The sequence below is a fragment of the Micromonospora sp. NPDC049049 genome (assembly GCF_040649115.1).
Taxonomy (GTDB): Bacteria; Actinomycetota; Actinomycetes; order Mycobacteriales; family Micromonosporaceae; genus Micromonospora.
The window spans coordinates 25,121-48,681 of sequence record NZ_JBEZEX010000012.1 but is presented as its reverse complement, the minus strand read 5'-3'; the positions used below and the strand labels follow the sequence as shown (position 1 = coordinate 48,681).

Here is a 23,561-nt window from a genome sequence, read left to right as displayed (position 1 = left end):
CAGCGCGATGGCCAGCGTCTCCGTTGATGAGGCGATGCGGCGTGCGATCGAGTTGGCGGCGCGCGGGCTCGGCACCACCAGCCCCAACCCCGTGGTCGGGTGCGTGCTCCTCGACGAGAACGGCGAGGTCGTGGGCGAGGGATTCCACGCGTACGCCGGGGGGCCGCACGCCGAGATCGTCGCCCTGGCGCAGGCCGGGCGGCGGGCCAAGGGCGGCACCGCGATCGTCACTCTGGAACCCTGCGACCACACCGGCCGCACCGGCCCCTGCAGTTCCGCGCTCGTCCAGGCCGGGGTGGGCCGGGTGGTCATCGCCGTACCCGACCCGAACCCGGTCGCTTCCGGGGGTGCCGCCACGTTGCGCGCCGCCGGGGTCCGGGTCGATCTGGGGGTACGCGGCGAGGAGGCCGAGGCCGGCAACGTCGCGTGGTTGACCTCGATGCGCCGAGGCTGGCCGTACGTGATCTGGAAGTACGCCGCCACGCTCGACGGTCGCTCCGCCGCGGCGGACGGCACCAGCATGTGGATCACCTCGGAGGCGGCCCGGATCGACGTGCACGCGCTGCGCGGCACCGTCGACGCGGTCATCGCCGGGGTGGGCACCGTGCTCGCCGACGACCCCCGGTTGACCGCCCGCAACCTGCGCGACGGCAGCCTGGCCATCCGGCAGCCGCTGCGGGTGGTGGTGGACAGCTCGGGGCGTACCCCGGCTGACGCCAAGGTCCGCGACGGCGCCGCACGCACCTGGATCGCGACCGCCGACGAGGTCGGCGCCGACCCGGACGGCCGGGTCGACCTGTCGGCGCTGCTCGCGGCGCTGCACCAGCGCGGGGTCCGCGCGGTGCTCCTGGAGGGCGGCCCCCGGCTGGCTGGCGCGTTCCTGGAGGCCGGCCTGGTCGACAAGATCGTCGGGTACGTCGCGCCGCGGTTGCTCGGCGCCGGCCCGACGGCTCTGGTCGACGCGGGAGTGACCACCATCGCTGAGGCCATCGATCTGGAGTTCGTCGACGTTACGCAGATCGGTCCGGATCTCCGGATCACTGCTTTGCCCCGGAAAAGGGAGGGCTGAGATGTTCACCGGCATTATTGAGGAATTGGGCGAGATCGTCCGGGTGGCGCCGACGGCAGGCGATTCGGCGCTGCTGGGCGTACGCGGCCCGCTGGTCACGTCCGACGCCCGCCACGGCGACTCGATCGCCGTCAACGGTGTCTGCCTGACCGTCGTGGACGTGGCCGATGGTGTCTTCACCGCCGACGTGATGGGGGAGACGCTGCGCCGCTCCGCGCTGGGCGCGCTGCGCCCCGGCGACCCGGTCAACCTGGAGCGGGCCGCCGCGCTCGGTAGCCGGCTCGGTGGGCACCTGGTGCAGGGCCACGTCGACGGCGTCGGTGAACTGATCTCCCGGGAGCCGGCCGAGCAGTGGGAGACGGTCCGGTTCCGGCTGCCCGCCGCCCTGTCCCGGTACGTGGTGGAGAAGGGCTCGATCACCATCGACGGTGTCTCGTTGACAGTCGCCGCGGTCGGCGCGGACGAGTTCGCCGTCGGGCTGATCCCGACCACGCTCAAGCTGACCACGCTCGGCGCGAGAGGCGTCGGCGACCCGGTCAACCTGGAGGTCGACGTGTTGGCCAAGTACGTCGAGCGGCTGCTCGGCGACCGGCTCACCCACGCCGACGCCCGCGGGCTGGCCTCGGACCAGGGCGGGGTGGCCTGATGGGTCCGCTCAGCTGGCTGCTGGACGCCCAGGTGCACGTCGCCGGGTCGCCGGTGCTGGCCAGGGAGATCGTCGGCAACGCGTTCGGGCTGGTCTCGGCGTTGCTCGGGTTGCGCCGGCTGGTCTGGGCGTGGCCGGTCGGCATGGTCGGTAACGCGCTCCTGCTCACCGTCTTCCTCGGCGGGGTGTTCGCCACCCCGCAGGAGCACGACCTGTACGGGCAGGCCGGCCGGCAGGTGTTCTTCTTCGCGGTCAGCGTCTACGGCTGGTGGCGTTGGCAGCGCAACCGTCGCGGCGATTCCGGGCAGGCCGCTGTCGTCCCGCGCTGGGCCACCGGGCGGGAGCGGCTGATGCTGCTGCTGGCCGCCGTGGTCGGCACCGCCGCGGCGTACCCGCTGCTCAAGGCCCTCGGTTCGTGGGGCCCGCTGCCCGACGCCTGGATCCTCACCGGCAGCCTGCTGGCCACGTACGGCATGGCCCGCGGCTGGGTGGAGTTCTGGCTGCTCTGGATCGCTGTGGACGCGGTCGGGGTGCCGTTGCTGCTGCGCGGCGGGTTCTACCCCTCGGCCGTCATGTACCTGATCTACGGCGCCCTCTGCGTCTGGGGCTTCGCCGCCTGGTGGCGCACCTCCCGCGCCACGGCCACCGTTCGTAAGCCCATCTACCGGGAGGCCGTCGCATGACCAGCTTTGGGGATATCGAGCAGGCGATCGCGGACATCGCGGCTGGCCGGCCGGTCGTCGTGGTCGATGACGCGGACCGGGAGAACGAGGGCGACCTGATCTTCGCGGCCGAGTTGGCCACGCCGGAGCTGATGGCGTTCATGGTTCGCTACACCTCCGGCTACGTCTGCGTGGCGCTCACCGAGAGCGAAGCCGACCGGCTCGACCTGCCGCCGATGCACCACACCAACCAGGACCGGCGCGGCACCGCGTACACGGTGACGGTGGACGCCCGCGAGGGCGTCAGCACCGGCATCTCGGCGGCCGACCGCGCGCACACCAGCCGGCTGCTCGCCGCCGCGGCGACCGAGCCGACCGATCTGGCCCGCCCCGGCCACGTGGTGCCGCTGCGCGCTCGCGAGGGCGGGGTGCTGCGCCGGCCGGGGCACACCGAGGCGGGGATCGACCTGACCCGGCTGGCCGGGCTGCGTCCGGCCGGCGTGCTCTGCGAGCTGGTCAACGACGACGGCACCATGATGCGCCTGCCCGACCTGGAGAAGTTCTCCGCCGAGCACGGCCTCACGCTCGTCACCATCGCCGACCTGATCGCCTACCGCCGGCGTACCGAGAAGCAGGTCGAGCTGGTCGCCGACGCCCGGATGCCGACGAAGCACGGGGTGTTCCGGGCGCTCGGCTACCGCGCCGAGCACGACCCGGCCGAACATGTCGCGATGGTGCTGGGTGACATCGGTGACGGCCAGGACGTGCTGGTCCGGGTGCACTCCGAGTGCCTGACCGGGGACGTGTTCGGCTCGCTGCGCTGCGACTGTGGACCGCAGCTGGACGCCGCACTGGCTCGGGTCGGGCAGGAGGGCCGGGGCGTGGTGCTCTACGTCCGTGGGCACGAGGGGCGCGGCATCGGCCTGCTGCACAAGCTGCAGGCGTACCAGTTGCAGGACCTGGGCCGCGACACCGTCGACGCCAACCTCGACCTGGGCCTGCCGGCCGACGCCCGCGACTACGGCACCGGCGCGCAGATCCTCTACGACCTGGGCGTGCGGTCGATGCGGCTGCTGACCAACAATCCGGCCAAGCGGGCCGGCCTGGAGGGGTACGGGTTGACCATCACCGGCCGCGAGGGGCTGCCGGCCGGCGCGCACCCGGAGAACATGCGCTACCTGCGCACCAAGCGGGACCGGATGGGTCACCTGCTGGACGAGTTGGACGAGGTCTCCGAGGCGCCGCTGGGGCGTCCGGTCGCCAACGACGAGATCGGAGCATGACGATGGCGGGTTTCGGTGAGCCGGGAGTCGAGGCGGTCGACGCCGCGGGGCTGACCGTCGGGGTCGTTGCCGCCCGCTGGCACGGCGAACTGACCGATCACATGCTGGAGCGTGCGGTGGCCGCCGCCGAGGCGTGCGGCGCGCGTTCCGTTGTCGCCCGGGTCGCCGGCTCGGTCGAGCTGCCGGTGGTCGCGCAGGCCCTCGCCCGCCGCTGCGACGTGGTGGTCGCCCTCGGCGTGGTGGTCCGTGGGGCCACCGCCCACTTCGACTACGTCTGCCGTTCGGTCACCGACGGGCTGACCCGGGTGGCGCTGGACGAGGGCAAGCCGGTGGCGCACGGCGTGTTGACAGTGGAGACCATCGAGCAGGCCCGCGACCGCGCCGGTCTGCCCGGCTCGGCGGAGGACAAGGGCTGGGCCGCCACGGTGGCGGCGCTCGACGCGGCGCTGGCCGTACGGACGGTGGCGGCGGGCAACGCCCAACGGGTCGGCTTCGGCGGCTGACGCCTCGGCCGCCTCTGACGCCTCTGAAGGCCCGCCTTCAGAGGCGGCCGGCCTCGATGATCCGGCGCAGGAACTGTCGGGTACGAGGTTGCGTCGGCTCGCCGAGCACCTGCTCGGGCGGGCCGCTCTCGACCACCCGGCCGGCGTCGAGGAAGCACACCTCGTCGGCGACGTCCCGGGCGAAGCCCATCTCGTGGGTGGCCAGCACCATGGTCATGCCGTCGGCCTTCAGGTCGCGGATCATCGCCAGCACCTCGCCGACCAGCTCCGGGTCGAGCGCGGAGGTGACCTCGTCGAGCAGCATCAGTCGAGGTGAGTTGGCCAGCGCCCGGACGATCGCCACCCGCTGTTGCTGCCCGCCGGAGAGCCGGTCCGGGTAGGCGTCCGCCCTGGCGGCGAGCCCCACCCGGTCGAGCAGCTCCCGGGCCTGCGCCTCGGCCTCCGCCCGGCCCCGCCCGTGTACGCGACGCGGCGCGAGGGTGATGTTGTCCAACACGCTCAGGTGCGGAAAGAGGTTGTACGCCTGGAACACCATGCCGATCCGCCGCCGGACCCGGTCCGGGTCCACCCGGGGATCGGAGATGTCCTCCCCGTCCAACTCGATGGTCCCGTCGTCGAGTTCGTCGAGCAGGTTGACGCAGCGCAGCAGGGTCGACTTGCCCGACCCGGACGCGCCGATCAGGGCCACCACCTGATGCTCGGCGACGGTCAGGTCGAGTTGGTCGAGCACGGCGTGCCCGCCGAACTCCTTGCGCAGGCCCCGGCAGCGCAGCAACGCCATGGATCAGCCTCCCGACTGTCGGCGGGCCGCGCGCAGCGTCACCCAGTCGGTGACGGCGATCAGTGGGATCGCCAGCAGCACGAAGAGCACCCCCGCCACGATGTACGGCGTGTAGTTGAAGGTCTGGGCGGTGGCGATCTGCGCGGCGCGGACCGCGTCGATCGGCCCGGCCAGCGAAACCAGCCCGACGTCCTTCTGCAACGCCACCACGTCGTTGAGCAGGGGTGGCGCCACCCGGCGGACGGCCTGCGGCAGGACCACGTGCCGCATCGTCTGCCGGTGGGTCAGGCCCAACGAGCGGGCCGCGGCGAGTTGGCTGGAGTGCACCGACTCGATGCCGGCCCGGAACACCTCGGCGAGGTAGCCGCCGTAGGTGAGGACCAGCGCGATCCCACCCAGCACCAGCACCGGCGGCATGCCCTGCAACCGCAGCCCCGGCACACCGAGGGTGAGCAGGTACAGCACGATGATCAGCGGTAGGCCGCGGAAGGTGTAGGTGTAGCCGGCGGCCAGCGCGCGGACCGGGAAGAAGACCGGCCCGCGCAGCGTCCGCAGCACGGCGAGCACCAGCCCGAGCAGCAGCGCGCCGACCGCACAGCAGACCAGCAGCCGTACGTTGAGCCAGAGCCCGCTCAGCACCGTCGGCAGCGCGTCGCGGGCGATCTCCGGATCCAGGAACGAGCGCCGGACCCGGTCCCAGCCCGGTGCCCCGGTCACCGCGAGCACCAGCAGCGTGCCGAGCGCCGCCGTCGAGGACGCCGCGACGAGCACGCTGAGGACGGTCTGCCGACGCCGGTACGCCGACCGCCGCAGCTGCGCCTCCGAGGGCACCCGATCCAGAAGCGTCACCGCAGCTCGGCCGCCCCCGCCACCTGGGCGAGCCACTTCTGTTCCAGCTCCTTCAACGTCCCCGCGGTGGTGAGCTGACCGACCGCCCCGCTCACGCAGGAGGTCAGTGGGGAGTTCTTGTCCAGCAGCAACCCGAACGCCTCGGGCGTACCGACCTGCGGCACCTGCCCGACGATCACGGCGTCGGTGATCTCCGCACCGGTGATGTAGAAGGCGGTCGGAAGATCGACCACGAGACCGTCCAGCTGCCCGTTCTGAAGGGCCTTCTTGGCATCGTCGTTGCTGTTGTAGACCTGCGGCTTGGCGGCCGGCTTGATCACGTCGGTGATCGCCTGGTAGCTGGTGGTGCCCACCTGCGCGCCGAGCCGAGCGTCCCGCAGCTCGGCCAGCGACTTCCGGCCGGCGATCTTCGAGGACTTCAACGCGATGACGGTCTGCCGCACCAGGTAGTACGGCGCGGAGAAGTCGACAGCCTGCTTACGTTCGTCGGTGATGGAGAACTGGTTGATGTCGAAGTCGAAGTCCTTCGGCCCCGGCGCGATGGCGGTGTCGAACTTGACCCGGGTCCAGGTGACGTCGGCGCGGGTGTAGCCGAGCTTCTCGGCCACCGCGTACGCGACAGCGGATTCGAAGCCCTCACCGCTGTCTGGCTTGTCCTTGGCGAACCACGGCTCGTACGCGGGCTGGTCGGTGGCGATGGTCAACTTGCCCGGCGTACGCGTGGGCAGGCTGTCCTTGGCGCAGGACGGTGCTGCGGTGACAGTGGGGGTCGGGTTTTCGTCCTGTGGCGCGCATCCGGCGGTGGCTACGACGACGGCACCGGCGAAGGTGAGCGTGAGGAGACGTGAGCGGCTGGCCATGGCGGACAGCGTAGAGCTCCATGGGCATCGATCGACAATTGTCCCACCATGTTGGTAGGGAATTGTCCGCTTACTGGATTCCGGCAGACCCGGACGTGGGGTGCCGCCGGGGTGGCTGGAAGAATCGTTCCCTGTGAAGACGTTCGAGGAGTTGTTCGCCGAGCTGCAGGCCAAGGCCGCCGCCGGCACCCCGGGCTCGGGCACCGTCGCCGCGCTGGACAAGGGCGTGCACTTCATCGGCAAGAAGGTCGTCGAGGAGGCGGCCGAGTCGTGGATGGCCGCCGAGCACGAGGGGCCGGAGCGCACCGCCGAGGAGATCTCCCAGCTGCTCTACCAGGTCCAGGTGCTGATGCTTGCCAGCGGTCTCGAGCTCAAGGACGTCTACCGACATCTGTGAGTGCCCCCACCCCTGTTGATCGCCAACCGGATCGAAGGAGCACTCCGTCATGCTGCGTGTCGCCATTCCCAACAAGGGCACCCTGGCCGAACCGGCCGCCCAGATGCTGCGCGAGGCGGGCTACCGCCAGCGCACCGACCCCAAGGACCTCGTCTGCCGGGACGAGGCCAACGACGTCGAATTCTTCTACCTGCGTCCGAAGGACATCGCCACCTACGTCGGCTCCGGTGACCTCGACCTCGGGATCACCGGCCGGGACCTGCTGATCGACTCGGCCGCGCCGGCCGAGGAGGTCGTCGACCTCGCCTTCGGCCGGGCCACCTTCCGCTTCGCCGCCCGCCCCGACGACATCGCCTCGGTGCAGGAGCTGGGCGGCCACCGCATCGCCACCGCGTACCCGGGGCTGGTCGAACGGCACCTCGGCGAGGTGGGCGTCAAGGCCGACGTGATCCGCCTCGACGGCGCGGTGGAGAACGCCGTACGCCTCGGCGTCGCCGACGTGATCGCGGACGTGGTGGAGACCGGCGCGACCCTGCGCCAGGCGGGCCTGGTGGTCTTCGGCGAGCCGCTGCTGCGCTCGTCGGCGGTGCTGGTCCGGCGTGCCGGCGCACCCGCGCAACCGCAGGCCGAGCAGTTGCTGCGCCGTCTGCACGGTGTGCTGGTGGCCCGCCGCTACGTGATGCTCGCCTACGACGTGCCGGCCGGTCTGCTGGACCGGGCCAGCGGGCTCACCCCGGGCATCGAGTCGCCCACCGTGTCGCCGCTGCACCGCGAGGGCTGGGTGGCGGTGCAGGCAATGGTGCTCCGCGACGACGTGCACCGCATCATGGACGAGCTGTACGAACTGGGCGCCCGCGCCATCCTCGTCACCAACATCCACGCCTGCCGCCTCTAACCCCCCCCACCCCCCACCCCCCGCCCCCCGCCGCCCCCACCCAGCTGGCGTCGATCATGGAGTTATGGTGGCCGTTTCAGCCGCCTTCGCTCCTTACGTCCACCACCACAACTCCATGATCGACGCGGCGGCGGGTGCCCTGGGGCTGACTGGACGCGGAAGATCGTGCTCGATCATTGACGTAGTGGCCTCGATCTCGACGGAGGCCACTGGATCCTGGATCGAGCACGATCTTGTTGCTGGCCTTCGCTGGGCTCGGGGTGGTGGCTCGGCGGGTGGTGCGTTCGATGACCGGGCGCGGATGGCAGACTGGTGGGGTGAGTGAAACCGAACTGGTCCGCCTGAAGCCCCGCCGCATCCGGGTGGTCTGCTGGTCGGCGGCGGCCGCTCTGGTGGTGGTGTTCGCTCTGGTCGCTACCTCGCTGAGTGGCCCGACCGGCGATGGTTACGGCAGCTTCCAGCGCGGCGACCAGATCGCCATGATCGGCCTGGGCATCTTCGGTGCGCTCGGCTTCCTGCTGTTCACCCGTCCCCGGGTGGAGGCCGACGCCCGGAGCATTCGGGTCCGCAACGTCATCAGCTCCTACGAGCTGCCCTGGGAGGTTGTCCGGGGCGTCCGCTTCGACCGGGGCGCGCCGTGGGCCAGCCTGGAGCTGCACGATGACGACCTGCTGCCGATGGTCGCGTTGCAGGCCGCCGACAAGGAGCTGGCCGTCGACGGAGTCCGCGCGCTGCGCCGGCTGCACGAGGCCCACCAGGTCCGCCTCGCCGAACGCGCCGTCGGCCGCTGACCCTCGCGACACCGCCCACGCCGGTTGGCGGCCTAACCGCCACTGCCGGTTCGCGGCCCACCGCCCCCGCCGGTTCGCGGCTTAACCGCCACTGCCGGTTGGCGGCCTAACCGCCCACGCCGGTTGGCGGCCGACTGCCACTGCCGGTTCGCGGCTGGGACCGCCCGCCGTTGGCCTCGCGTCGCCGCCCAGCGGCCAGGCCTGCCGCGCACCCCTCGCCAAGATCTGGACAACTTCCCTGAAATTGCTGCCTCCCGGCGCCCTGACGCAGCAGTTTCAGGGAAAGTGCGCGGATCTTGAAGCGGACGCCAAGCACGCCAGGGCGGCGCCAGCCGCGCAAGGCGGGACAGGGCAGCGCCAAGGCGGTGCCGGGAGCGCGCCGGGGCGGCGCGACGGCGCGACGGCGCGACGGCGCGGCGCAATGGTCGGCCGCGCTCGTGACTCGCCGCAGGTCGTGCCCGGTTTGGGGGTCGCCGGGGCGCCGGTGTAGTGTTGTCTAGTCGACCAGGCTGTCTCCGCGTGCGAGCAGGCAGCCTTGAAAGCGGAGCGCCTGCTCCCACCCGAGTCGCCGCTACGGTGGCCGGGTCCGGTCACCGGTTCCGGGCATGTCCCGGTGCCGGATGCGCGATCCTTGTGATCGTGCTGACCGGTCGAGCGGGCCCTGGCATGCGCCGGGGCCTTCTGCTTTTCGGGTCGGTTCCCTCCCGGGAGCCGCAGGGGTCGGCGACAGAGCAGAAACGACTCGAGGAGGCCCCATCAGCGTCGAACCACGCGTGAACGAGCAGATCCGGGCACGTGAGGTCCGACTGGTCGGCCCAGAGGGTGAGCAGGTGGGCATCGTCCCGCTGGAGCGCGCTCTTCAGCTGGCCGCGGACGTCGATCTGGACCTGGTCGAGGTTGCGCCGATGGCGCGCCCGCCGGTGTGCAAGCTCATGGACTTCGGCAAGTTCAAGTACGAGAGCGCACTCAAGGCGCGCGAAGCGCGGCGTAATCAGCAGCAGACCGTCATCAAGGAAATGAAGCTTCGGCCGAAGATCGACCCGCACGACTACGAGACCAAGAAGGGTCACGTGGTGCGGTTCCTCAAGGCGGGCGACAAGGTCAAGGTGACGATCATGTTCCGCGGTCGCGAGCAGAGTCGTCCGGAGCTGGGTTACCGGCTTCTGCGTCGACTCGAATCCGAGATCACGGAACTGGGATACGTCGAGGCCGCTCCGAAGCAGGACGGCCGAAACATGATCATGGTTCTCGCTCCGCATCGGGCCGTCAAGGCCTCCGCGGTCGCCGCTACGGCGTCTCGCGGTGGACCTCGGGACCGGGCAGGGGACGAGTCCGCCGCTCCGGAAGCCGATGAGACCGCGGCGGTCAGCGAGACCGCAGCAGCCGGTGACACCGGCCTCGCCGCCGACACCAGCGGCGAGTAACAGGGGAGAGACGTTCCACATGCCGAAGATGAAGAGCCACACGGGTATGGGTAAGCGGGTCAAGGTGACCGGCAAGGGCAAGATCGTTGCCCAGCAGGCCGGCCTTCGCCACAACCTGGAGAAGAAGCCCTCCACCCAGACCCGCCGGCTGACCGGCACGGTCGTGCTGGCCAAGGCCGACGTCAAGCGCATCAAGAAGCTGCTCGGCCGCTGACGCGCGCCACCTTACGTAATTAGGAGTTGAGATGGCACGCGTCAAGCGGGCTGTAAACGCCCAGAAGAAGCGTCGTACCCTGCTGGAGTCCGCGAGTGGTTACCGCGGTCAGCGCTCCCGCCTGTACCGCAAGGCCAAGGAGCAGGTGCTGCACTCGATGCAGTACGCCTACCGGGACCGTCGCGACCGCAAGGGCGACTTCCGGCAGCTGTGGATTCAGCGGATCAACGCGGGCGCCCGGGCCAACGGGATGACCTACAACCGTCTGATCCAGGGCCTGCGTCTGGCCGGCATCGAGGTCGACCGCAAGATCCTGGCCGACATGGCTGTCAACGACGCCGCCTCTTTCGCGGCGATCGTCGAGCTGGCCCGGGCTGCGGTCACGGCCGAGGGCACCGGCGGCGCGGCGGCTCAGGCCGCCTGATCCCCACGCACCAGAGCGAGGCGTCTCCCGTGTCGGCACCGCCGTTCGGGGGGCGCCTCAATCGTGCCGGAGGAGCGCACACCATGGCTTTCACCCCGCGTACCCCAAGGGTTGTCGCCGCCCGCCGGCTGCAACGCCGCCGGGACCGCGACGCCACCGGCCGTTTCCTGGCCGAGGGCCCGCAGGCGGTCCGCGAGGCCCTCGCGCGGCCGGAGGTGGTCACCGAACTGTTCGGTACGACCACCGCGCTCGACCGGTACCCGGAGTTGGCCGCCACGGCGGCCCGCGCCGACGTGCCGGTCTCCGAGGTGACCGACGACGCCCTCGCGGCGCTGACCGAGACCGTCGCCCCACAGGGGCTGGTGGCCGTCTGCCGGCACCTGGACGTCTCACTGGAACAGGCCCTCGCGGGTGCGCCCCGGCTGGTGGCGGTGCTCGCCGAGATCCGCGACCCGGGTAACGCCGGCACGGTGCTGCGTACCGCCGACGCGGCCGGAGCGGGTGCGGTGATCTTCGCCGGGGACGCCGTCGACCCGTACAACGGCAAGTGTGTGCGGGCCTCGGCCGGCAGCCTCTTCCACGTCGACGTGGTGCGCGCCCCGGACCCGGTCGCGGTGGTCGGCGCGCTGCGCGCCGCCGGGCTGTCGATCTTCGCCACCACCGGGTACGGCGACAACGACCTGGACGACCTGACCGATTACGGTCGGCTCGTCGGGCCCACCGCCTGGCTGTTCGGTTCCGAGGCGCACGGGCTGCCCGAGGAGTTGACCACCGCCGCCGACACCATGGTGCGGGTGCCGCTGTACGGGCGCGCGGAGAGCCTCAACCTGGCTGCCGCCGCAGCGGTCTGCCTGTACGCTTCAGCCAGAGCACAGCGCTGAGGGTGAACGCCTGCGGCGCGCTGACAGCAGGGGAGAGCGTCCGTCCATGAACGCGACACGGCGTTCGTTTAGCCAGCCCGCCGGTGTCGGCGGGCGGCGGGCCTGACCTGCTCCCTGCGCAACTCCTACCGGCGGGCTGCGGCGCAGCCGCGCGTCCGTAGACTCGCTTCGCCGCCCCGACGAGGGCAGGCGCCGCCGTGAGGGAGTGCCCGTACGCCATGAGCTACCGCAACGATCCGTACGACCCGAAGCAGGTCGCCCTGCTCGACCCCGCCGCCTTGGACGAGGCTGTCGCGGACGCCACGAAGGCGTTCACGGCGGCGGCCGACCCGGACGCGCTCACCGCGCTGCGCCCGGTGCACCTCGGTGACCGGTCTCCGGTCTCCCTCGCGCGCCGGGAGATCGGCGCGTTGCCGCCGGCCGCGAAGTCGGACGCGGGCAAGCGGGTGAACGAGGCCCGCCGGGCGATCGAGACCGCCTACGCCGACCGCGCCGAGGTGCTGGAGCGCGAGCAGGCCGAGCGGGTGCTGGTCGAGGAGCGGGTGGACGTCACAGTGCCCTACGACAGGCGTCCGCGTGGCGCCCGGCACCCGTTGAGCACCCTGATGGAGTCGATCAGCGATCTCTTCGTCGGGATGGGCTACGAGGTGGCCGAGGGGCCCGAGGTCGACCTGGAGTGGGTCAACTTCGACGCGTTGAACATCCCCGCCGACCATCCGGCGCGCGGGTTGATGGACACCTTCCACATCGCACCGGAGGGCTCCGGCCTGGTGCTGCGTACGCACACGTCGACGGTGCAGACCCGCACGATGCTCAGCCGCAAGCCGCCGATCTACGTGATCGTGCCGGGTCGCGTCTACCGCACGGACGAGATCGACGCCACCCACAGCCCGGTGTTCCACCAGGCCGAGGGCCTGGTGGTCGACAAGGGCATCACGATGGCCCACCTGCGGGGCACGCTGGACCACTTCGCCCGGGCGATGTTCGGCCCGGAGGCGAAGACCCGGTGGCGGCCGCACTACTTCCCGTTCACGGAGCCGTCGGCGGAGTTCGACGTGTGGTTCCCGGAGCACCGTGACGGCCCGCAGTGGGTCGAGTGGGGTGGCTGCGGCATGGTCAATCCGCGGGTGCTGCGGGCCTGCGGCGTCGACCCGGAGGTCTATTCCGGATTCGCCTTCGGCATGGGCATCGACCGGACCCTGATGGTCCGGCACGGGGTCAGCGACATCCGCCATCTCTTCGAGGGCGACGTGCGGTTCAGCCGCGCGCTCGGGACCGGGGCGTAGGCGATGCGGGTACGAGACACGGGAACGGTGGTCTGAAGTCATGCGAGTTTCTGTCAGTTGGCTGCGGGAGTACGTCGATCTCCCCGCCGACCTGCCCACCGGTGACCTGGAGCAGGCCCTGGTCGACCTCGGTATCGAGGTCGAGTCCGTGGTGGACCTTCGCGAGAGCGTCACCGGGCAGCTCGTCGTCGGCGAGGTGCGCGAGATCGAGGAGCTGACCGGCTTCAAGAAGCCGATCCGGTTCTGCCGGGTGGACGTGGGCGCCGCCAACGGCACCGGCGAGCCGCAGGAGATCGTCTGCGGGGCGCGTAACTTCGCCGTCGGTGACCGGGTGGTGGTGATCCTGCCCGGTGGTGTGCTGCCCGGCGGGTTCGCGATCGGCGCCCGTAAGACGTACGGGCACAACTCGGCCGGCATGATCTGCTCCGCCAAGGAGCTGGGCCTGGGCGACGACCACTCGGGCATCATCGTGCTGCCGCCGGACGGCGCGGCCAAGCCGGGCGACGACGCGCGGCCCGTCGTCGGCCTCGACGACGTCGTGTTCGAGCTGGAGATCACCCCGGACCGGGGGTACGCGCTGAGCCTGCGCGGCCTGGCCCGAGAGCTGTCCCACGCGTTCGACGTGCCGCTGCGTGATCCCGCCCTGGTGCCCGCCCCGGCCGGCACCGAGACGCCGGCGTACCCGGTGGAGGTCCGCGACACGGTCGGCTGTGACCGGTTCACCGCCCGCCTGGTGCGGGGCGTCGACCCGGGCGCGCCCACCCCGTCGTGGATGGCCCAGCGGCTCGTCACGGCCGGCATTCGCAGCATCTCGCTGCCGGTCGACATCACCAACTACGTGATGTTGGAGCTGGGCCAGCCGATGCACGCCTTCGACGCCGACCGGATCGCCGGGCCGCTGGTGGTCCGTCGCGCCGAGGCGGGGGAGAAGCTGACCACCCTGGACGGGGTCAGCCGGGTGCTCACCGCCGACGACATGGTGATTTGCGACGACACGGGGCCGATCTCCCTCGCGGCGGTGATGGGCGGTGAGACCAGCGAGGTCGTCACGGGGGTCACCACCACTGTGCTCTTCGAGGCGGCGCACTGGGACCCGGCGATGGTCGGGCGCACCGCCCGTCGACACAAGCTGTTCAGCGAGGCCGCGAAGCGCTGGGAGCGGGGCGTCGACCCGGCCGTGCCGCTGGTCGCGCTGGAGCGTGCCGTGCGGCTGCTCACCGAGCACGGTGGTGGCACCCCGAGCGTGGAGATCCTGGACATCGACCACGTCCGGCCGCGTACCCCGATCAGTCTTCCGGCGGACCTGCCGACCCGGCGGGTCGGTGTCGAGTACCCGCCGGCGCGGGTGGTCGCCCTGCTGGAGCAGGTGGGCTGCACTGTCGCGCAGGGCGCGGACCGGTTGACCGAGGACCCGGGCGCGGTCGGCGTGGCCAGCGGCGTCGGGACGGTGCTGAGCGTCACCCCGCCGACCTGGCGGCCCGACCTGACCGACCCGGCCGACCTGGTCGAGGAGGTGGTCCGCCTCGACGGGTACGACCGGGTGCCGTCGGTGTTGCCGACCGCGCCTGCGGGGCGCGGTCTGACCCCGCGGCAGCGTCGCCGCCGGGCCGTCGCGACGTCGCTCGCCGAGCGGGGGTACGTGGAGGTGCTCGCGCACCCGTTCGTGTCGCCGGAGCTGGCCGACCAACTCGGCCTGCCGGCTGACGACCCGCGTCGGCCCGCGGTGCGGTTGGCCAACCCACTGTCCGAGGAGGAGCCGCTGCTGCGCACCACGCTGCTCGGCCCGCTGCTCGGCATCCTCAAGCGCAACCTCGGCCGGGGTCACCGCGACCTCGCCCTCTACGAGATCGGTGCGGTCTTCCACCCGCGCGTCGGCGCCGGCAGCCCGCCGGCGATGGGCGTGGACCGTCGCCCCACCGACGAGGAGTTCGCAGCCGCCGACGCCGTGGTGCCGGCGCAACCGGTGCACGTCGCGGTGGTGCTCTCCGGTGACCTGGACCCGGCCGGCTGGTGGGGTGCGGGCCGACCGGCCGGCTGGGCGGACGCGATCGAGGCGGCCCGTGACGTGCTGGCCGCCGCCGGGATCCCCGACGAGCGTGTCGAGGTGCGTGCCGCCGAGTACGCCCCGTGGCACCCGGGTCGCTGCGCCGAGCTGCGGGTCGACGGCTCGGTCGTCGGACACGCCGGGGAGTTGCACCCGGTGGTGGTAGCGGCGTTGGAGCTGCCTCGCCGTACCAGCGCGATGGAGCTGAACCTCGACGCGCTGCCGCCGACCCCGGTGACGCCGGCGCCGACGGTTTCCGGCTTCCCGCCGGCGTTGATCGACGTGGCTCTGGTGGTGGACGAGTCGGTGCCGGCGGAGCAGGTGCGCCGGGCGCTGGAGGCGGGCGCCGGTGAGCTGCTGGAGGACGTGCGGCTGTTCGACGTGTACTCCGGCGCGCAGCTCGGCGCCGGCCGCCGGTCGCTGGCGTACAAGCTGACCTTCCGGGCACCGGACCGGACGCTCACCGTCGAGGAGGCGGTCGCGGCACGGGACGCGGCGGTCGCCGTCGCGGCGGAGCGCCTCGGCGCCACCCTTCGCGGCGCCTGACGCGATTCACGACGGCCCCGGTACCCGGCAGCGGGTAGCGGGGCCGTCGTTGTGTCGCCGCCAGCTCGGCCGTGTCGGGCTTCCGACAGGCCGCGCCAGCCTTCGCCGCCGGCGATGGCGTCCCCTGGCAGGTCGCGGTGGCTGGGCACCAGGCATCCGTCGCCAATGGCATGTGTCGACATCGATACGAGACGGCGTTCGGGTGGCCGGCCGAGGGCTCCGCGTCGACGTTGCCGACCGTCTCACGAGCCTTTCCGAGGTCGACACGAATCGGTAGCCTTGCCTGGCGAAGGGGTGAGCGCCGACGCCTGTCGCAGGCCTTCAGGTCAAGGAGCAGCGCATGATCGAGGCAATTGTCGCCGGGGCGCTCGTCAAGATTGCCGAGGGGTCCGGGGCGGCTCTCGTCGACATGATCCGGCGGCGATTCGTCCGCGGGGACGAGCCGGCGGGGATGCTCGAATCCCTGGACCGAGTCACGCGGGGCGACGCCTCGGCAGACGACGTGGCTCAGCTCCGTGCGCTTCTGGCCCGTCTCGCGGCCGAGGATCCGCAGTTCCTGCGGGAGCTTCGGCAGGGGGCGACGCCGGCTGGCAGCACGAACGTGGTGGCCTCCAGCAACGTGGGCAAGCTGGTGCAGGCCCAGCGCGTCGGCGACATCACGATGTAGCCGGAAGGTGACCGACATGGAGCCCGCCTCCGGAAGCTCGTCGCACAACGTGGCCGAGGGCCTGTTGGCGCACCAGGTCCTCCAGGTGGGCACCTCCGGCGCGATCTACGTCGAGCAGCCGCGCACTGCCGCGCGCGTGCCCGAGCCACCGCACATGCTCCCGGGTGGAATCGGTCGGATCGTCGGCAGGCACCACCTGCTGCACGAGATGGACGAGGCGACGACAACGCCGGGCTCGCGCTGCTGCATGCTCTGGGGGTTGGCCGGCTCGGGAAAGACCACCCTCGCGGTCGCCTGGGCCAACTCGCGCATCGCCGAATATCCCGACGGGCAGTTCTTCGTCGACATGCGCGCGTACTCCGGCACACCGCGCATCGAAGCCCGGGACGCCCTGCGTAGCTTCCTGGCCACGCTGGGGATCAACCGGTCCGACCTTCCTGACGACGAGGCGGAGTGGGGCGGCGTCTTCCGCGCCGTCACCGCAGGCCGGCGGTGCCTCGTCATCGTGGACAACGTCGGTTCCTACGAGCAGGTTCGGGACCTGGTGCCGGGCTTCGGGTCGGTGTTGGTGGTGACCAGCCGCCGGGCGATCCCCGAGATGAGCGTTCGTCACGACGCCCGGGTCATCAAACTTCCGTTGCTGACCCTCGACGAGGGGGTGGAGCTCATCGCCGAACGTGTGGGGTTCGTCCGCGTCGAACGGGAGCAGGCCGCCGCCCGGCGCATCGTGCAGCTTCTGGAGGGGCACCCGTTGGCGCTGGCGATCGTCTCGGCGAAGCTCGCCATCCAGACCACGTGGACGATCGACGACGCGGCGAGGGGAATCGAGGAGGAGCAGAGCCCACTTCGCTTCCTCGACGACGCCGGTCTGGGCATCGAGGTCGGACGCGTCATCTCCTGGTCACTGGACGACCTCGACGCGGCGACGGCGAAGGTCCTCTACGTCGCGTCCATGCTGCCCAGCAACGAATGCTCGGTCGCGGTGCTGTGCCTCGTCCTCGGCCAGCCCAGGCGGGTGTGTGACCGCACTCTTCAAGCGCTGTGCCTGGCATCCCTCATCGACGAGATCAGCCCTGGCCGTTACCGCTTCCACGACCTGATGAAGGCCTATCTCGCGGAGACGCTCGGGCAGGTGCTGGACCCCGCCGAGCGGGAGCTGACCGCGCGCCGCATCCGCACCGTGTACCTGGCGTTGAGCTACGCCGCCGATCGCGCCATCGATCCGCACCGGGACTCCCTGCCGGTGGACCAGGAGCTGCTGGCGGTCGTCGGATCGGTCAGCCTCACGGTGGCGCAGGCCCTCTCCTGGTTCGAGTCGATCACCGCGTCCATGACCTACCTCATCGAGGAGGCCCGGGCCGACGACGACTTCGCCTTCATCACCCGGTTCGCGCGGGCGGTCAACACGTTCCTCTACTGGCGACAGGACGTCACGCGAACGCTGTCCGTCCAGCGGGAGGCTGTCGCTGCGGCGGCCGCCGGTGACCCGGCGATGGAGGCGCTGTCCCGACGCGCACTGGGACGGGCCCTCGCGGACATCGGCCAGCTTGAGCCGGCGAAGGAGCAGTTGCGCGCCTCCATCGCGCTGGACGCGGCGTCCGGCGACGATTCGGGTCGGGCGTCGTCACATCACGCCATGGCCGAGCTCTGCCTCCGGTCGGGTGACCACCGGGAGGCGCTCCGCTGGGGGTTGCGCGCGGCCCGGGAATCGAGAAGCGGCAACAACGTCGTCCGCGAGGCCCGGGGTCTGTACGACGCGGCGCGAGCCCTGAACGAAACGGGCCACCATTCGTGGGCCCGGGGGCTCGGCCTGCGCAGCCTCGCCATGTGCGAGGAGCGCGGCAACGACTACGGCAGGGCTCTGGCCCTGCGTCTGCTCGGCGCGACCGGCCTGCGGTCGGGCGAGGTGGAGGAGGGCTGCACCTGGCTGGAGCGGGCCTGGCGGGTGGAGGAGTCCCTCGGCAACTTCCGTTCCGTCCGGACGATCCTGGGTCAGCTCGAGCAGGCGTACGGTCAGTGCGGGAACGTGAGCGCCGTGGAAGAGGTCCAACGGGCACTGGCCCGCCTGGAGCACTACCCGGATCTCACCCAGTCGACGTTGGTGGTCGGGAGTCCGGCGACATGAGTCCTCGGTACGCGCCGCTCGTCCCGGCTGACGAGCTGGCCAGCCCCGCGTCCTATCGGCAACTGCGACGGGAGCGGGAAGCCACGAGGTTCCGCCGCGAGATCGAAGCGATGGTCGACAGAGCCTGCCGGGCGGGGGCGGACGGCCCGCTCCTGCGGAACACCTTCACGTCGCTGAGCGGGAACCTCGCGGCCGAGGGTGCCCTCAGCTTCGCCGGGCTCGTCCCACCCGAGCGTTTCGACAGCGCGCGGCGGGTGTACGACTCGGCGATCGACACCAGGGGCAGCCGTGGCTCGCTGCACAACTACCTGAACGTCGCCGACGCGGGCTCCCTGGTCGAGCACCCGGACTTCCGGGAGGCGTTCTCCCATCCGCTGCTGGTCGCTCTCGTCGCGCACGCCCTCGGCGGGCCCGTGAAGATCATCGACTTGCGCGCCAAGGACACGCAGCCCCTCGACGTCGTGGCGCGGGACAACACCCTGCACGTCGACAACAGCCCCTTCATGGACGAGTTCAAGGTGATCGTCACCTGGACGATGGGCACCGGTCGAGGGCCCTCGGGGCAGGGGCTCACCTACCTGCCCCGCACGAATCGGCTCCTGCGCCAGTGCTACGTGGACGACGACGGCACCGTGTGGAGCGACGAGGACAGCTGCATCTTCCCCTCGCAGGCCCGGGTGGACGAGGCGCTCGCCGCCCAGGCCCGTTTCTTCGACGACGGCCTCCCGCGAGTCGTCCACCTTGAGGACATCCCGGCACCGTGTCACACGATCTTCGCCGCGAGTCGGCTGGTCCATCACCGGTACCGTACGTCCGCCGGCGGGCCACGCAGCGCGATCATGGCGGCGTTCCACCGGACCGACGAGGGCACCGGCTTCCTCGGTGCCAATGACCTTCCGGGGTCGGCTCTCGACCGGTTCCTGTTGGCGACCGGGGACGGGCGTTCCTTCCTGGAGCTTCTCGCCGACGAGATGCCACGGGTCGTCGCGGCGCTCGCGGCCGCCGCGTCCCGGCCCGGTTTCGTCGTCGACCCGGACCGGCATCTCCTGCGCGACGAGGGTTTCCGCGCCTGGTACGAGCGGCAGAGCGCGGGCGTCTCCCTCGACCGACTGCGCCGCGCCACGCTGGCCTCGGCCGTCGACGACGACACGCCCATCGCGCAGCGCCTCGTCCTGCGCATGCAGTACGACCTGCAGGGCGCCCTCAACATGCCGCTCTACACCGACCTGCGGGAGGAGGTGCGCAAGCGGGCGCGGATCGTGATCCGGGAGATGACGCCGGAGCACATCCAGGACATCGTCACGCGGCACGACCTCGGTGCGGTCCTGCTCGCGGAGTCCGCGGCGCCACGCCGGCCGGTCAGCGAACTCGCCGATGAGCTGCACGACGCGCTGGTAGCTCTGCGGCAGCTCCTGTCGACGGCGGTCGCGTCCCGGCCCGCCGGCCCGGTCTGGGGTTCGACCGACGGGAACGCGGCCGCGCTGTCCCTGCGACGCTTCATCGTCGATCTGTGCGTCGCGGCCGCTGACATCGCCGACGACGCGTCCCTGGCCACCGGGTGTGTGTTCGGTGCCCTCGGCTCCGTGCTGGCCGACGACCTTTTCGACCTGGGCGCCCCGGGCCGCGAAATCACCGGCGAGTTGTTCGGGATGTACATCCGGTTGGCGGCTCCCTCGCTGGGCGAACGATGCCCGGCGCATCCGGAGAAGGAGAAGCTGGACACCTATCTCGAATCCGTGAACGAGGAGAGGCAGACCGCCAAGCTGGCATCCGAGGTCTGGTTTCAGGCCGCTTCAGCCGAGGTGACCGCGCGCAACGACGATTTCGTTCGCATGCTGCTGCGGGGTGTGTTGCCGCCGGGGCGACCCTCGCCGGAGTCCGGCGACCTCGGCGCGCTGCTGGCGGATCCCGCCGCGCTCAGCGCGTACTACTGGGAGCGGGTCGTGGCCGGGAAGTCGGTGGCGGTGCGCTTCGGCGCTGCGGATCTCGACACCCTCGACGGTTACTTCGGGCTGACGGCCGGCCGGAGCCTGCCGGACGCTGTCGCTCGGCTACGCGAGGAGACCACCCCGGGCTCGCCGGCCGCGCACCTGCTCCGCGGCATCGAGCGGCTCGCGTCACGACGGGGCCAGTCTCACGCCGAGGCGTGCCGGGATGTCATGACCCGCTTGTCGACGCACTGGCCGGACCTTGCCCGACGGTGTCGGGGCGGCCCGGACGCCGTACCGCTGCCGGCCGAGCGCATCCTCTCGACGCTTGACGACGCGATCGGCGTCGCGGGCGAGGAGGGCCGGCGCTCGCGCCGGCCGTCGCCGGGCGGTCCCGCGCAGGGGGCGGGGTCGGCCGAGGTGTTGTTGACGACCGCCGAGGCGCGGGAGTTGGCCCGCGTGTACATGCTCGCCCGGCTCTGTTTCAGCGCTGAGGAGTTCCGGATCGCGCAGTTGCTGGCCGCTGATCCGCGGGTCCGGTACGCCGTCCTCGCCACCCACCTGTACCTGGTCTCCGAGGTGTCGCGGTCGGCGGCGGAACTGGTCGACGGTTGGGGCACGGCGAAGGTCCTGCTGCCCTTCACCGAGGCCTTCGTCAACGTCTCGGGCTACTCGTCGTCAGTCGTCGATCTCGCGCCGAACCCGAAACTGATCACGGTCATCAGCAACAACCTGTTGCCGGCCGTGGCCGGCGAGTTGCTGAGGCGGGACGCCACCGTCGACGAGGTGGATGCGGATATTCTGGCCGCAGGTGTCCAGGCAGCCGTGCAACGAGGGGTCTTCGACGTCACCATCGGCCTGTTCAACCAGGCCGACCGGCGGGACGTGGTGTCCCTGTCCGGCCTCAACCGGCGGGTCTGTCCGGCGGTCCGGCCGTTCGGCGCGTTCTGTCGGCGTTGGCTGCCGTACTTCTTCGACCGTCATCCCAGCGCACCCACCGGCTGCACTTTCATGCAGTGCTTCACATAAAATTGCAGTCATCGCGTCCTGCTGCTAGCCTTCGCTGCATAGTCATGCGGAGGTGAGTATGGGGATCCGAGTCGCGGTCGCCGGTGCGAGCGGGTACGCCGGGGGCGAGCTGCTGCGCCTGATCGCCGGGCACCCGGAGTTCGACCTGGTCGCCGCCACCGCGCACAGCCAGGCCGGGCACCGCGTCGACGTGGTGCACCCGCAGCTCACCGGGCTCGACCTGGTGCTCGGCGAGACCGATCCGGCGATCCTGGCCGATGCGGACCTGGTGTTCCTCGCCCTGCCGCACGGCCAGTCGGCGGCTCTCGCGGCCCAGCTCCCGGCCGAGGTGCGGATCGTCGACCTGGGTGCCGACCACCGGCTGGCCGACCCGTACGCCTGGGCGCAGTACTACGGCGGCACGCACGCCGGGCAGTGGACCTACGGCCTGCCCGAGTTGCCCGGTCAGCGGGAGCTGATCGCCGGCTCCACCCGGGTGGCGAACACCGGTTGCTACGCCGCAGCGATCACCCTGGCGCTCGCGCCGCTGATCGCCGACGGCGCGGCCAACCCCGCCGACGTGGTGGTGGTCGCCGCCTCCGGCACCTCCGGCGCCGGCCGGGCGGCCAAGGCGCACCTGTTGGCCAGCGAGGTGATGGGCGACCTGTCGCCGTACCGGGTGGGCACCCACCAGCACGTCCCGGAGATCAAGCAGGCCACCGGCGCGACCGGGCTGTCGTTCACCCCGGTTCTGGCGCCGATGCCGCGCGGCATCCTGGCCACCGTCACAGCGGTGCCGGCGCGTGGCGCCGACCCGCAGGAGGTGCTGGCCCGGGCGTACGCGGACGCGTCGTTCGTGCACGTGCTGCCTGAGGGTCGCTGGCCGCACACGGCCGCGACCCTCGGCTCCAACTCGTGTCACCTCCAGGCCACCGTCGACGTCGACTCGGGTCGTCTGATCGTGGTCAGCGCGTTGGACAACCTGGGCAAGGGCGCGGCCGGTCAGGCCGTGCAGAACGCCAACCTGATGCTCGGCCTGCCGGAGACGACGGGCCTGTCGATCTGGGGGGTCACCCCTTGAGTGTCACCGCCCCTCGGGGATTCCGGGCGGCCGGTGTGGCCGCCGGCCTCAAGGCCGGCGGCGGCGCGGACGTGGCCCTGGTGGTCAACGACGGCCCGGACGCCGGTGTCGCCGGTGTCTTCACCACCAACCGGGTCAGGGCCGCGCCGGTGCTCTGGACCCAGCAGGTCGTGCAGGGCGGTGTGGTCCGCGCCGTGGTGCTCAACTCCGGTGGCGCCAACGCCTGCACCGGTCCGGCCGGCTTCCAGGACACGCACGCCACCGCCGAGCACACCGCCGCCGTGCTGACCTCGGTCAGCCCCCGGTTGATCCTCGGCGCCGGTGATGTGGCGGTCTGCTCGACCGGCCTCATCGGCGAGCGGCTGCCGATGCCGAAGCTGCTGCCGGGCGTCCGCTCGGCGATCCGACGGCTGTCCCGCGACGGTGGCCCGGCCGCCGCCGAGGCGATCATGACCACGGACACCCGGCCGAAGACCACTGTGACCCGGGGGAGCGGCTGGACGGTCGGCGGCATGGCCAAGGGCGCGGGGATGCTCGCGCCCGGGATGGCCACCATGCTCTGCGTGTTGACCACCGACGCGGTGGCCGGGCCGGCGACGTTGGACGAGGCGTTGCGGGCGGCCACCCGGGTCAGTTTCGACCGGGTCGACTCCGACGGCTGCATGTCAACGAACGACACGGTGTTGCTGCTGGCCAGCGGCGCGAGCGGCATCGAGCCGACGCCGGCCGAGCTGGCCGCCGCCGTCACCGCGGCCTGTCACGACCTGGCCCAGCAGTTGGTGGCCGACGCCGAGGGCGCCACCAAGCAGATCACCATCGACGTGGTCGGCGCGGCGGACGAGGACGAGGCGGTCGAGGTGGGCCGTGCGGTGGCCCGTAACAACCTGGTCAAGACGGCGCTGTTCGGCAACGACCCGAACTGGGGTCGGATCCTCGCCGCCGTCGGCACCACCGCTGCCGCGTTCGAGCCGGACGAGGTGGACGTGGCGGTCAACGGGGTGTGGGTGTGCCGGGGCGGCGCCGCCGCCGAGGACCGCTCGAAGGTCGACCTGACCGGGCGGGACGTGGCCATCCGGATCGACCTGCACGCGGGTACGTCGGCCGCCACGATCTGGACCAACGACCTGTCCCACGCGTACGTGCACGAGAACTCGGCGTACTCCACATGAGCGCGAGGAACGCAGCGCAGCGGAGTCC

The 23,561-nt window shown here is 71.5% G+C and carries 22 protein-coding genes; 19 read left to right on the top strand and 3 right to left on the bottom strand.

The window, feature by feature from the left end; all coding sequences use genetic code 11:
* The first annotated feature begins 7 nt into the window (after nt 1–7).
* The 5 genes from ribD to ribH are packed head-to-tail and all read left to right on the top strand — an operon-like array spanning nt 8 to nt 4,163.
* Nucleotides 8–1,069, top strand: coding sequence for a bifunctional diaminohydroxyphosphoribosylaminopyrimidine deaminase/5-amino-6-(5-phosphoribosylamino)uracil reductase RibD (gene ribD, locus AB0B68_RS14745; RefSeq protein ID WP_357204697.1), 1,062 nt, complete (start codon nt 8–10; stop codon nt 1,067–1,069).
* A 1-nt stretch (nt 1,070) separates the two neighbouring features.
* Nucleotides 1,071–1,715, top strand: a complete 645-nt coding sequence (locus AB0B68_RS14740; RefSeq protein WP_357204695.1) for a riboflavin synthase — start codon at nt 1,071–1,073, stop codon at nt 1,713–1,715.
* Complete coding sequence (gene pnuC / locus AB0B68_RS14735; RefSeq protein ID WP_357204693.1) at nt 1,715–2,398, top strand: nicotinamide riboside transporter PnuC; 684 nt, start codon at nt 1,715–1,717, stop codon at nt 2,396–2,398. Before AB0B68_RS14740 ends, pnuC begins: the two co-directional genes overlap by 1 nt.
* Nucleotides 2,395–3,660, top strand: a complete 1,266-nt coding sequence (locus tag AB0B68_RS14730) for a bifunctional 3,4-dihydroxy-2-butanone-4-phosphate synthase/GTP cyclohydrolase II (protein ID WP_357260315.1) — start codon at nt 2,395–2,397, stop codon at nt 3,658–3,660. Before pnuC ends, AB0B68_RS14730 begins: the two co-directional genes overlap by 4 nt.
* A 2-nt stretch (nt 3,661–3,662) precedes the next feature.
* Nucleotides 3,663–4,163, top strand: coding sequence for a 6,7-dimethyl-8-ribityllumazine synthase (ribH, locus tag AB0B68_RS14725; RefSeq protein ID WP_030335701.1), 501 nt, complete (start codon nt 3,663–3,665; stop codon nt 4,161–4,163).
* 37 nt (nt 4,164–4,200) lie between these two features.
* Here ribH and AB0B68_RS14720 read toward each other — a convergent pair whose 3' ends face one another.
* Genes AB0B68_RS14720 through AB0B68_RS14710 form a run of 3 tightly spaced genes read right to left on the bottom strand, consistent with a single transcriptional unit; the run spans nt 4,201 to nt 6,653 of the window.
* Entirely contained in the window at nt 4,201–4,944 is a 744-nt protein-coding gene (locus AB0B68_RS14720; RefSeq protein WP_357204689.1) for an amino acid ABC transporter ATP-binding protein, read from the bottom strand.
* 3 nt (nt 4,945–4,947) lie between these two features.
* Nucleotides 4,948–5,784 (bottom strand): amino acid ABC transporter permease, encoded by an 837-nt coding sequence (locus tag AB0B68_RS14715; RefSeq protein WP_357204708.1) that lies wholly within the window; start codon nt 5,782–5,784, stop codon nt 4,948–4,950.
* A gap of 5 nt (nt 5,785–5,789) precedes the next feature.
* Entirely contained in the window at nt 5,790–6,653 is an 864-nt protein-coding gene (locus tag AB0B68_RS14710) for an ABC transporter substrate-binding protein (RefSeq protein WP_357204687.1), read from the bottom strand.
* 133 nt (nt 6,654–6,786) lie between these two features.
* Between AB0B68_RS14710 and AB0B68_RS14705 the strand changes: the two genes are divergently transcribed.
* The 14 genes from AB0B68_RS14705 (at nt 6,787) to argJ (ending at nt 23,533) form a co-directional block, all read left to right on the top strand.
* A complete protein-coding gene (locus AB0B68_RS14705; protein ID WP_030335709.1) occupies nt 6,787–7,050 on the top strand; it encodes a phosphoribosyl-ATP diphosphatase in 264 nt (87 codons plus the stop codon).
* A 49-nt stretch (nt 7,051–7,099) separates the two neighbouring features.
* Nucleotides 7,100–7,945 carry an ATP phosphoribosyltransferase gene (hisG, locus tag AB0B68_RS14700; RefSeq protein ID WP_030488425.1) on the top strand — a complete coding sequence of 282 codons (846 nt, stop codon included), beginning with the start codon at nt 7,100–7,102 and terminating at the stop codon, nt 7,943–7,945.
* 317 nt (nt 7,946–8,262) lie between these two features.
* A complete protein-coding gene (locus AB0B68_RS14695) occupies nt 8,263–8,736 on the top strand; it encodes a PH domain-containing protein (RefSeq protein WP_355009173.1) in 474 nt (157 codons plus the stop codon).
* 773 nt (nt 8,737–9,509) lie between these two features.
* On the top strand, nt 9,510–10,160 hold the full coding sequence (infC, locus tag AB0B68_RS14690; RefSeq protein WP_124818759.1) for a translation initiation factor IF-3: 651 nt from the start codon (nt 9,510–9,512) through the stop codon (nt 10,158–10,160).
* A 19-nt stretch (nt 10,161–10,179) separates the two neighbouring features.
* A complete protein-coding gene (gene rpmI, locus AB0B68_RS14685) occupies nt 10,180–10,374 on the top strand; it encodes a 50S ribosomal protein L35 (protein WP_007458415.1) in 195 nt (64 codons plus the stop codon).
* A 31-nt stretch (nt 10,375–10,405) separates the two neighbouring features.
* Nucleotides 10,406–10,798 (top strand): 50S ribosomal protein L20, encoded by a 393-nt coding sequence (gene rplT, locus AB0B68_RS14680; RefSeq protein WP_030488429.1) that lies wholly within the window; start codon nt 10,406–10,408, stop codon nt 10,796–10,798.
* Nucleotides 10,799–10,881: 83 nt separating this feature from the next.
* Nucleotides 10,882–11,679 (top strand): RNA methyltransferase, encoded by a 798-nt coding sequence (locus AB0B68_RS14675; RefSeq protein WP_357260312.1) that lies wholly within the window; start codon nt 10,882–10,884, stop codon nt 11,677–11,679.
* 218 nt (nt 11,680–11,897) lie between these two features.
* Nucleotides 11,898–12,965: a phenylalanine--tRNA ligase subunit alpha gene (gene pheS / locus AB0B68_RS14670; protein WP_357201339.1), complete on the top strand. Its 1,068-nt coding sequence runs from the start codon at nt 11,898–11,900 to the stop codon at nt 12,963–12,965.
* Nucleotides 12,966–13,005: 40 nt separating this feature from the next.
* Nucleotides 13,006–15,555: a phenylalanine--tRNA ligase subunit beta gene (pheT, locus tag AB0B68_RS14665; protein WP_357201336.1), complete on the top strand. Its 2,550-nt coding sequence runs from the start codon at nt 13,006–13,008 to the stop codon at nt 15,553–15,555.
* A 340-nt stretch (nt 15,556–15,895) separates the two neighbouring features.
* Nucleotides 15,896–16,222, top strand: a complete 327-nt coding sequence (locus AB0B68_RS14660; protein WP_357201333.1) for a hypothetical protein — start codon at nt 15,896–15,898, stop codon at nt 16,220–16,222.
* Nucleotides 16,223–16,238: 16 nt separating this feature from the next.
* Nucleotides 16,239–18,347 (top strand): NB-ARC domain-containing protein, encoded by a 2,109-nt coding sequence (locus AB0B68_RS14655; RefSeq protein WP_357260309.1) that lies wholly within the window; start codon nt 16,239–16,241, stop codon nt 18,345–18,347.
* On the top strand, nt 18,344–21,304 hold the full coding sequence (locus AB0B68_RS14650) for a hypothetical protein (RefSeq protein WP_357260306.1): 2,961 nt from the start codon (nt 18,344–18,346) through the stop codon (nt 21,302–21,304). Before AB0B68_RS14655 ends, AB0B68_RS14650 begins: the two co-directional genes overlap by 4 nt.
* 58 nt (nt 21,305–21,362) lie before the next feature.
* Nucleotides 21,363–22,364, top strand: coding sequence for an N-acetyl-gamma-glutamyl-phosphate reductase (argC, locus tag AB0B68_RS14645; protein ID WP_357201324.1), 1,002 nt, complete (start codon nt 21,363–21,365; stop codon nt 22,362–22,364).
* Complete coding sequence (gene argJ / locus AB0B68_RS14640; protein WP_357260303.1) at nt 22,361–23,533, top strand: bifunctional glutamate N-acetyltransferase/amino-acid acetyltransferase ArgJ; 1,173 nt, start codon at nt 22,361–22,363, stop codon at nt 23,531–23,533. Before argC ends, argJ begins: the two co-directional genes overlap by 4 nt.
* The last annotated feature ends 28 nt before the right edge of the window (nt 23,534–23,561 follow it).

What these genes read in the sequence shown, in the direction of transcription:
- AB0B68_RS14710 (WP_357204687.1), bottom strand. Translation starts at nt 6,653, where the DNA reads ATGGCCAGCCGCTCACGTCTCCTCACGCTCACCTTCGCCGGTGCCGTC.
- AB0B68_RS14730 (WP_357260315.1), top strand. Translation starts at nt 2,395, where the DNA reads ATGACCAGCTTTGGGGATATCGAGCAGGCGATCGCGGACATCGCGGCT.
- pheS (WP_357201339.1), top strand. Translation starts at nt 11,898, where the DNA reads ATGAGCTACCGCAACGATCCGTACGACCCGAAGCAGGTCGCCCTGCTC.
- ribD (WP_357204697.1), top strand. Translation starts at nt 8, where the DNA reads ATGGCCAGCGTCTCCGTTGATGAGGCGATGCGGCGTGCGATCGAGTTG.
- AB0B68_RS14650 (WP_357260306.1), top strand. Translation starts at nt 18,344, where the DNA reads ATGAGTCCTCGGTACGCGCCGCTCGTCCCGGCTGACGAGCTGGCCAGC.
- argC (WP_357201324.1), top strand. Translation starts at nt 21,363, where the DNA reads ATGGGGATCCGAGTCGCGGTCGCCGGTGCGAGCGGGTACGCCGGGGGC.
- hisG (WP_030488425.1), top strand. Translation starts at nt 7,100, where the DNA reads ATGCTGCGTGTCGCCATTCCCAACAAGGGCACCCTGGCCGAACCGGCC.
- ribH (WP_030335701.1), top strand. Translation starts at nt 3,663, where the DNA reads ATGGCGGGTTTCGGTGAGCCGGGAGTCGAGGCGGTCGACGCCGCGGGG.
- pnuC (WP_357204693.1), top strand. Translation starts at nt 1,715, where the DNA reads ATGGGTCCGCTCAGCTGGCTGCTGGACGCCCAGGTGCACGTCGCCGGG.
- rpmI (WP_007458415.1), top strand. Translation starts at nt 10,180, where the DNA reads ATGCCGAAGATGAAGAGCCACACGGGTATGGGTAAGCGGGTCAAGGTG.
- AB0B68_RS14660 (WP_357201333.1), top strand. Translation starts at nt 15,896, where the DNA reads ATGATCGAGGCAATTGTCGCCGGGGCGCTCGTCAAGATTGCCGAGGGG.
- AB0B68_RS14675 (WP_357260312.1), top strand. Translation starts at nt 10,882, where the DNA reads ATGGCTTTCACCCCGCGTACCCCAAGGGTTGTCGCCGCCCGCCGGCTG.
- AB0B68_RS14720 (WP_357204689.1), bottom strand. Translation starts at nt 4,944, where the DNA reads ATGGCGTTGCTGCGCTGCCGGGGCCTGCGCAAGGAGTTCGGCGGGCAC.
- AB0B68_RS14655 (WP_357260309.1), top strand. Translation starts at nt 16,239, where the DNA reads ATGGAGCCCGCCTCCGGAAGCTCGTCGCACAACGTGGCCGAGGGCCTG.
- pheT (WP_357201336.1), top strand. Translation starts at nt 13,006, where the DNA reads ATGCGAGTTTCTGTCAGTTGGCTGCGGGAGTACGTCGATCTCCCCGCC.
- AB0B68_RS14740 (WP_357204695.1), top strand. Translation starts at nt 1,071, where the DNA reads ATGTTCACCGGCATTATTGAGGAATTGGGCGAGATCGTCCGGGTGGCG.
- rplT (WP_030488429.1), top strand. Translation starts at nt 10,406, where the DNA reads ATGGCACGCGTCAAGCGGGCTGTAAACGCCCAGAAGAAGCGTCGTACC.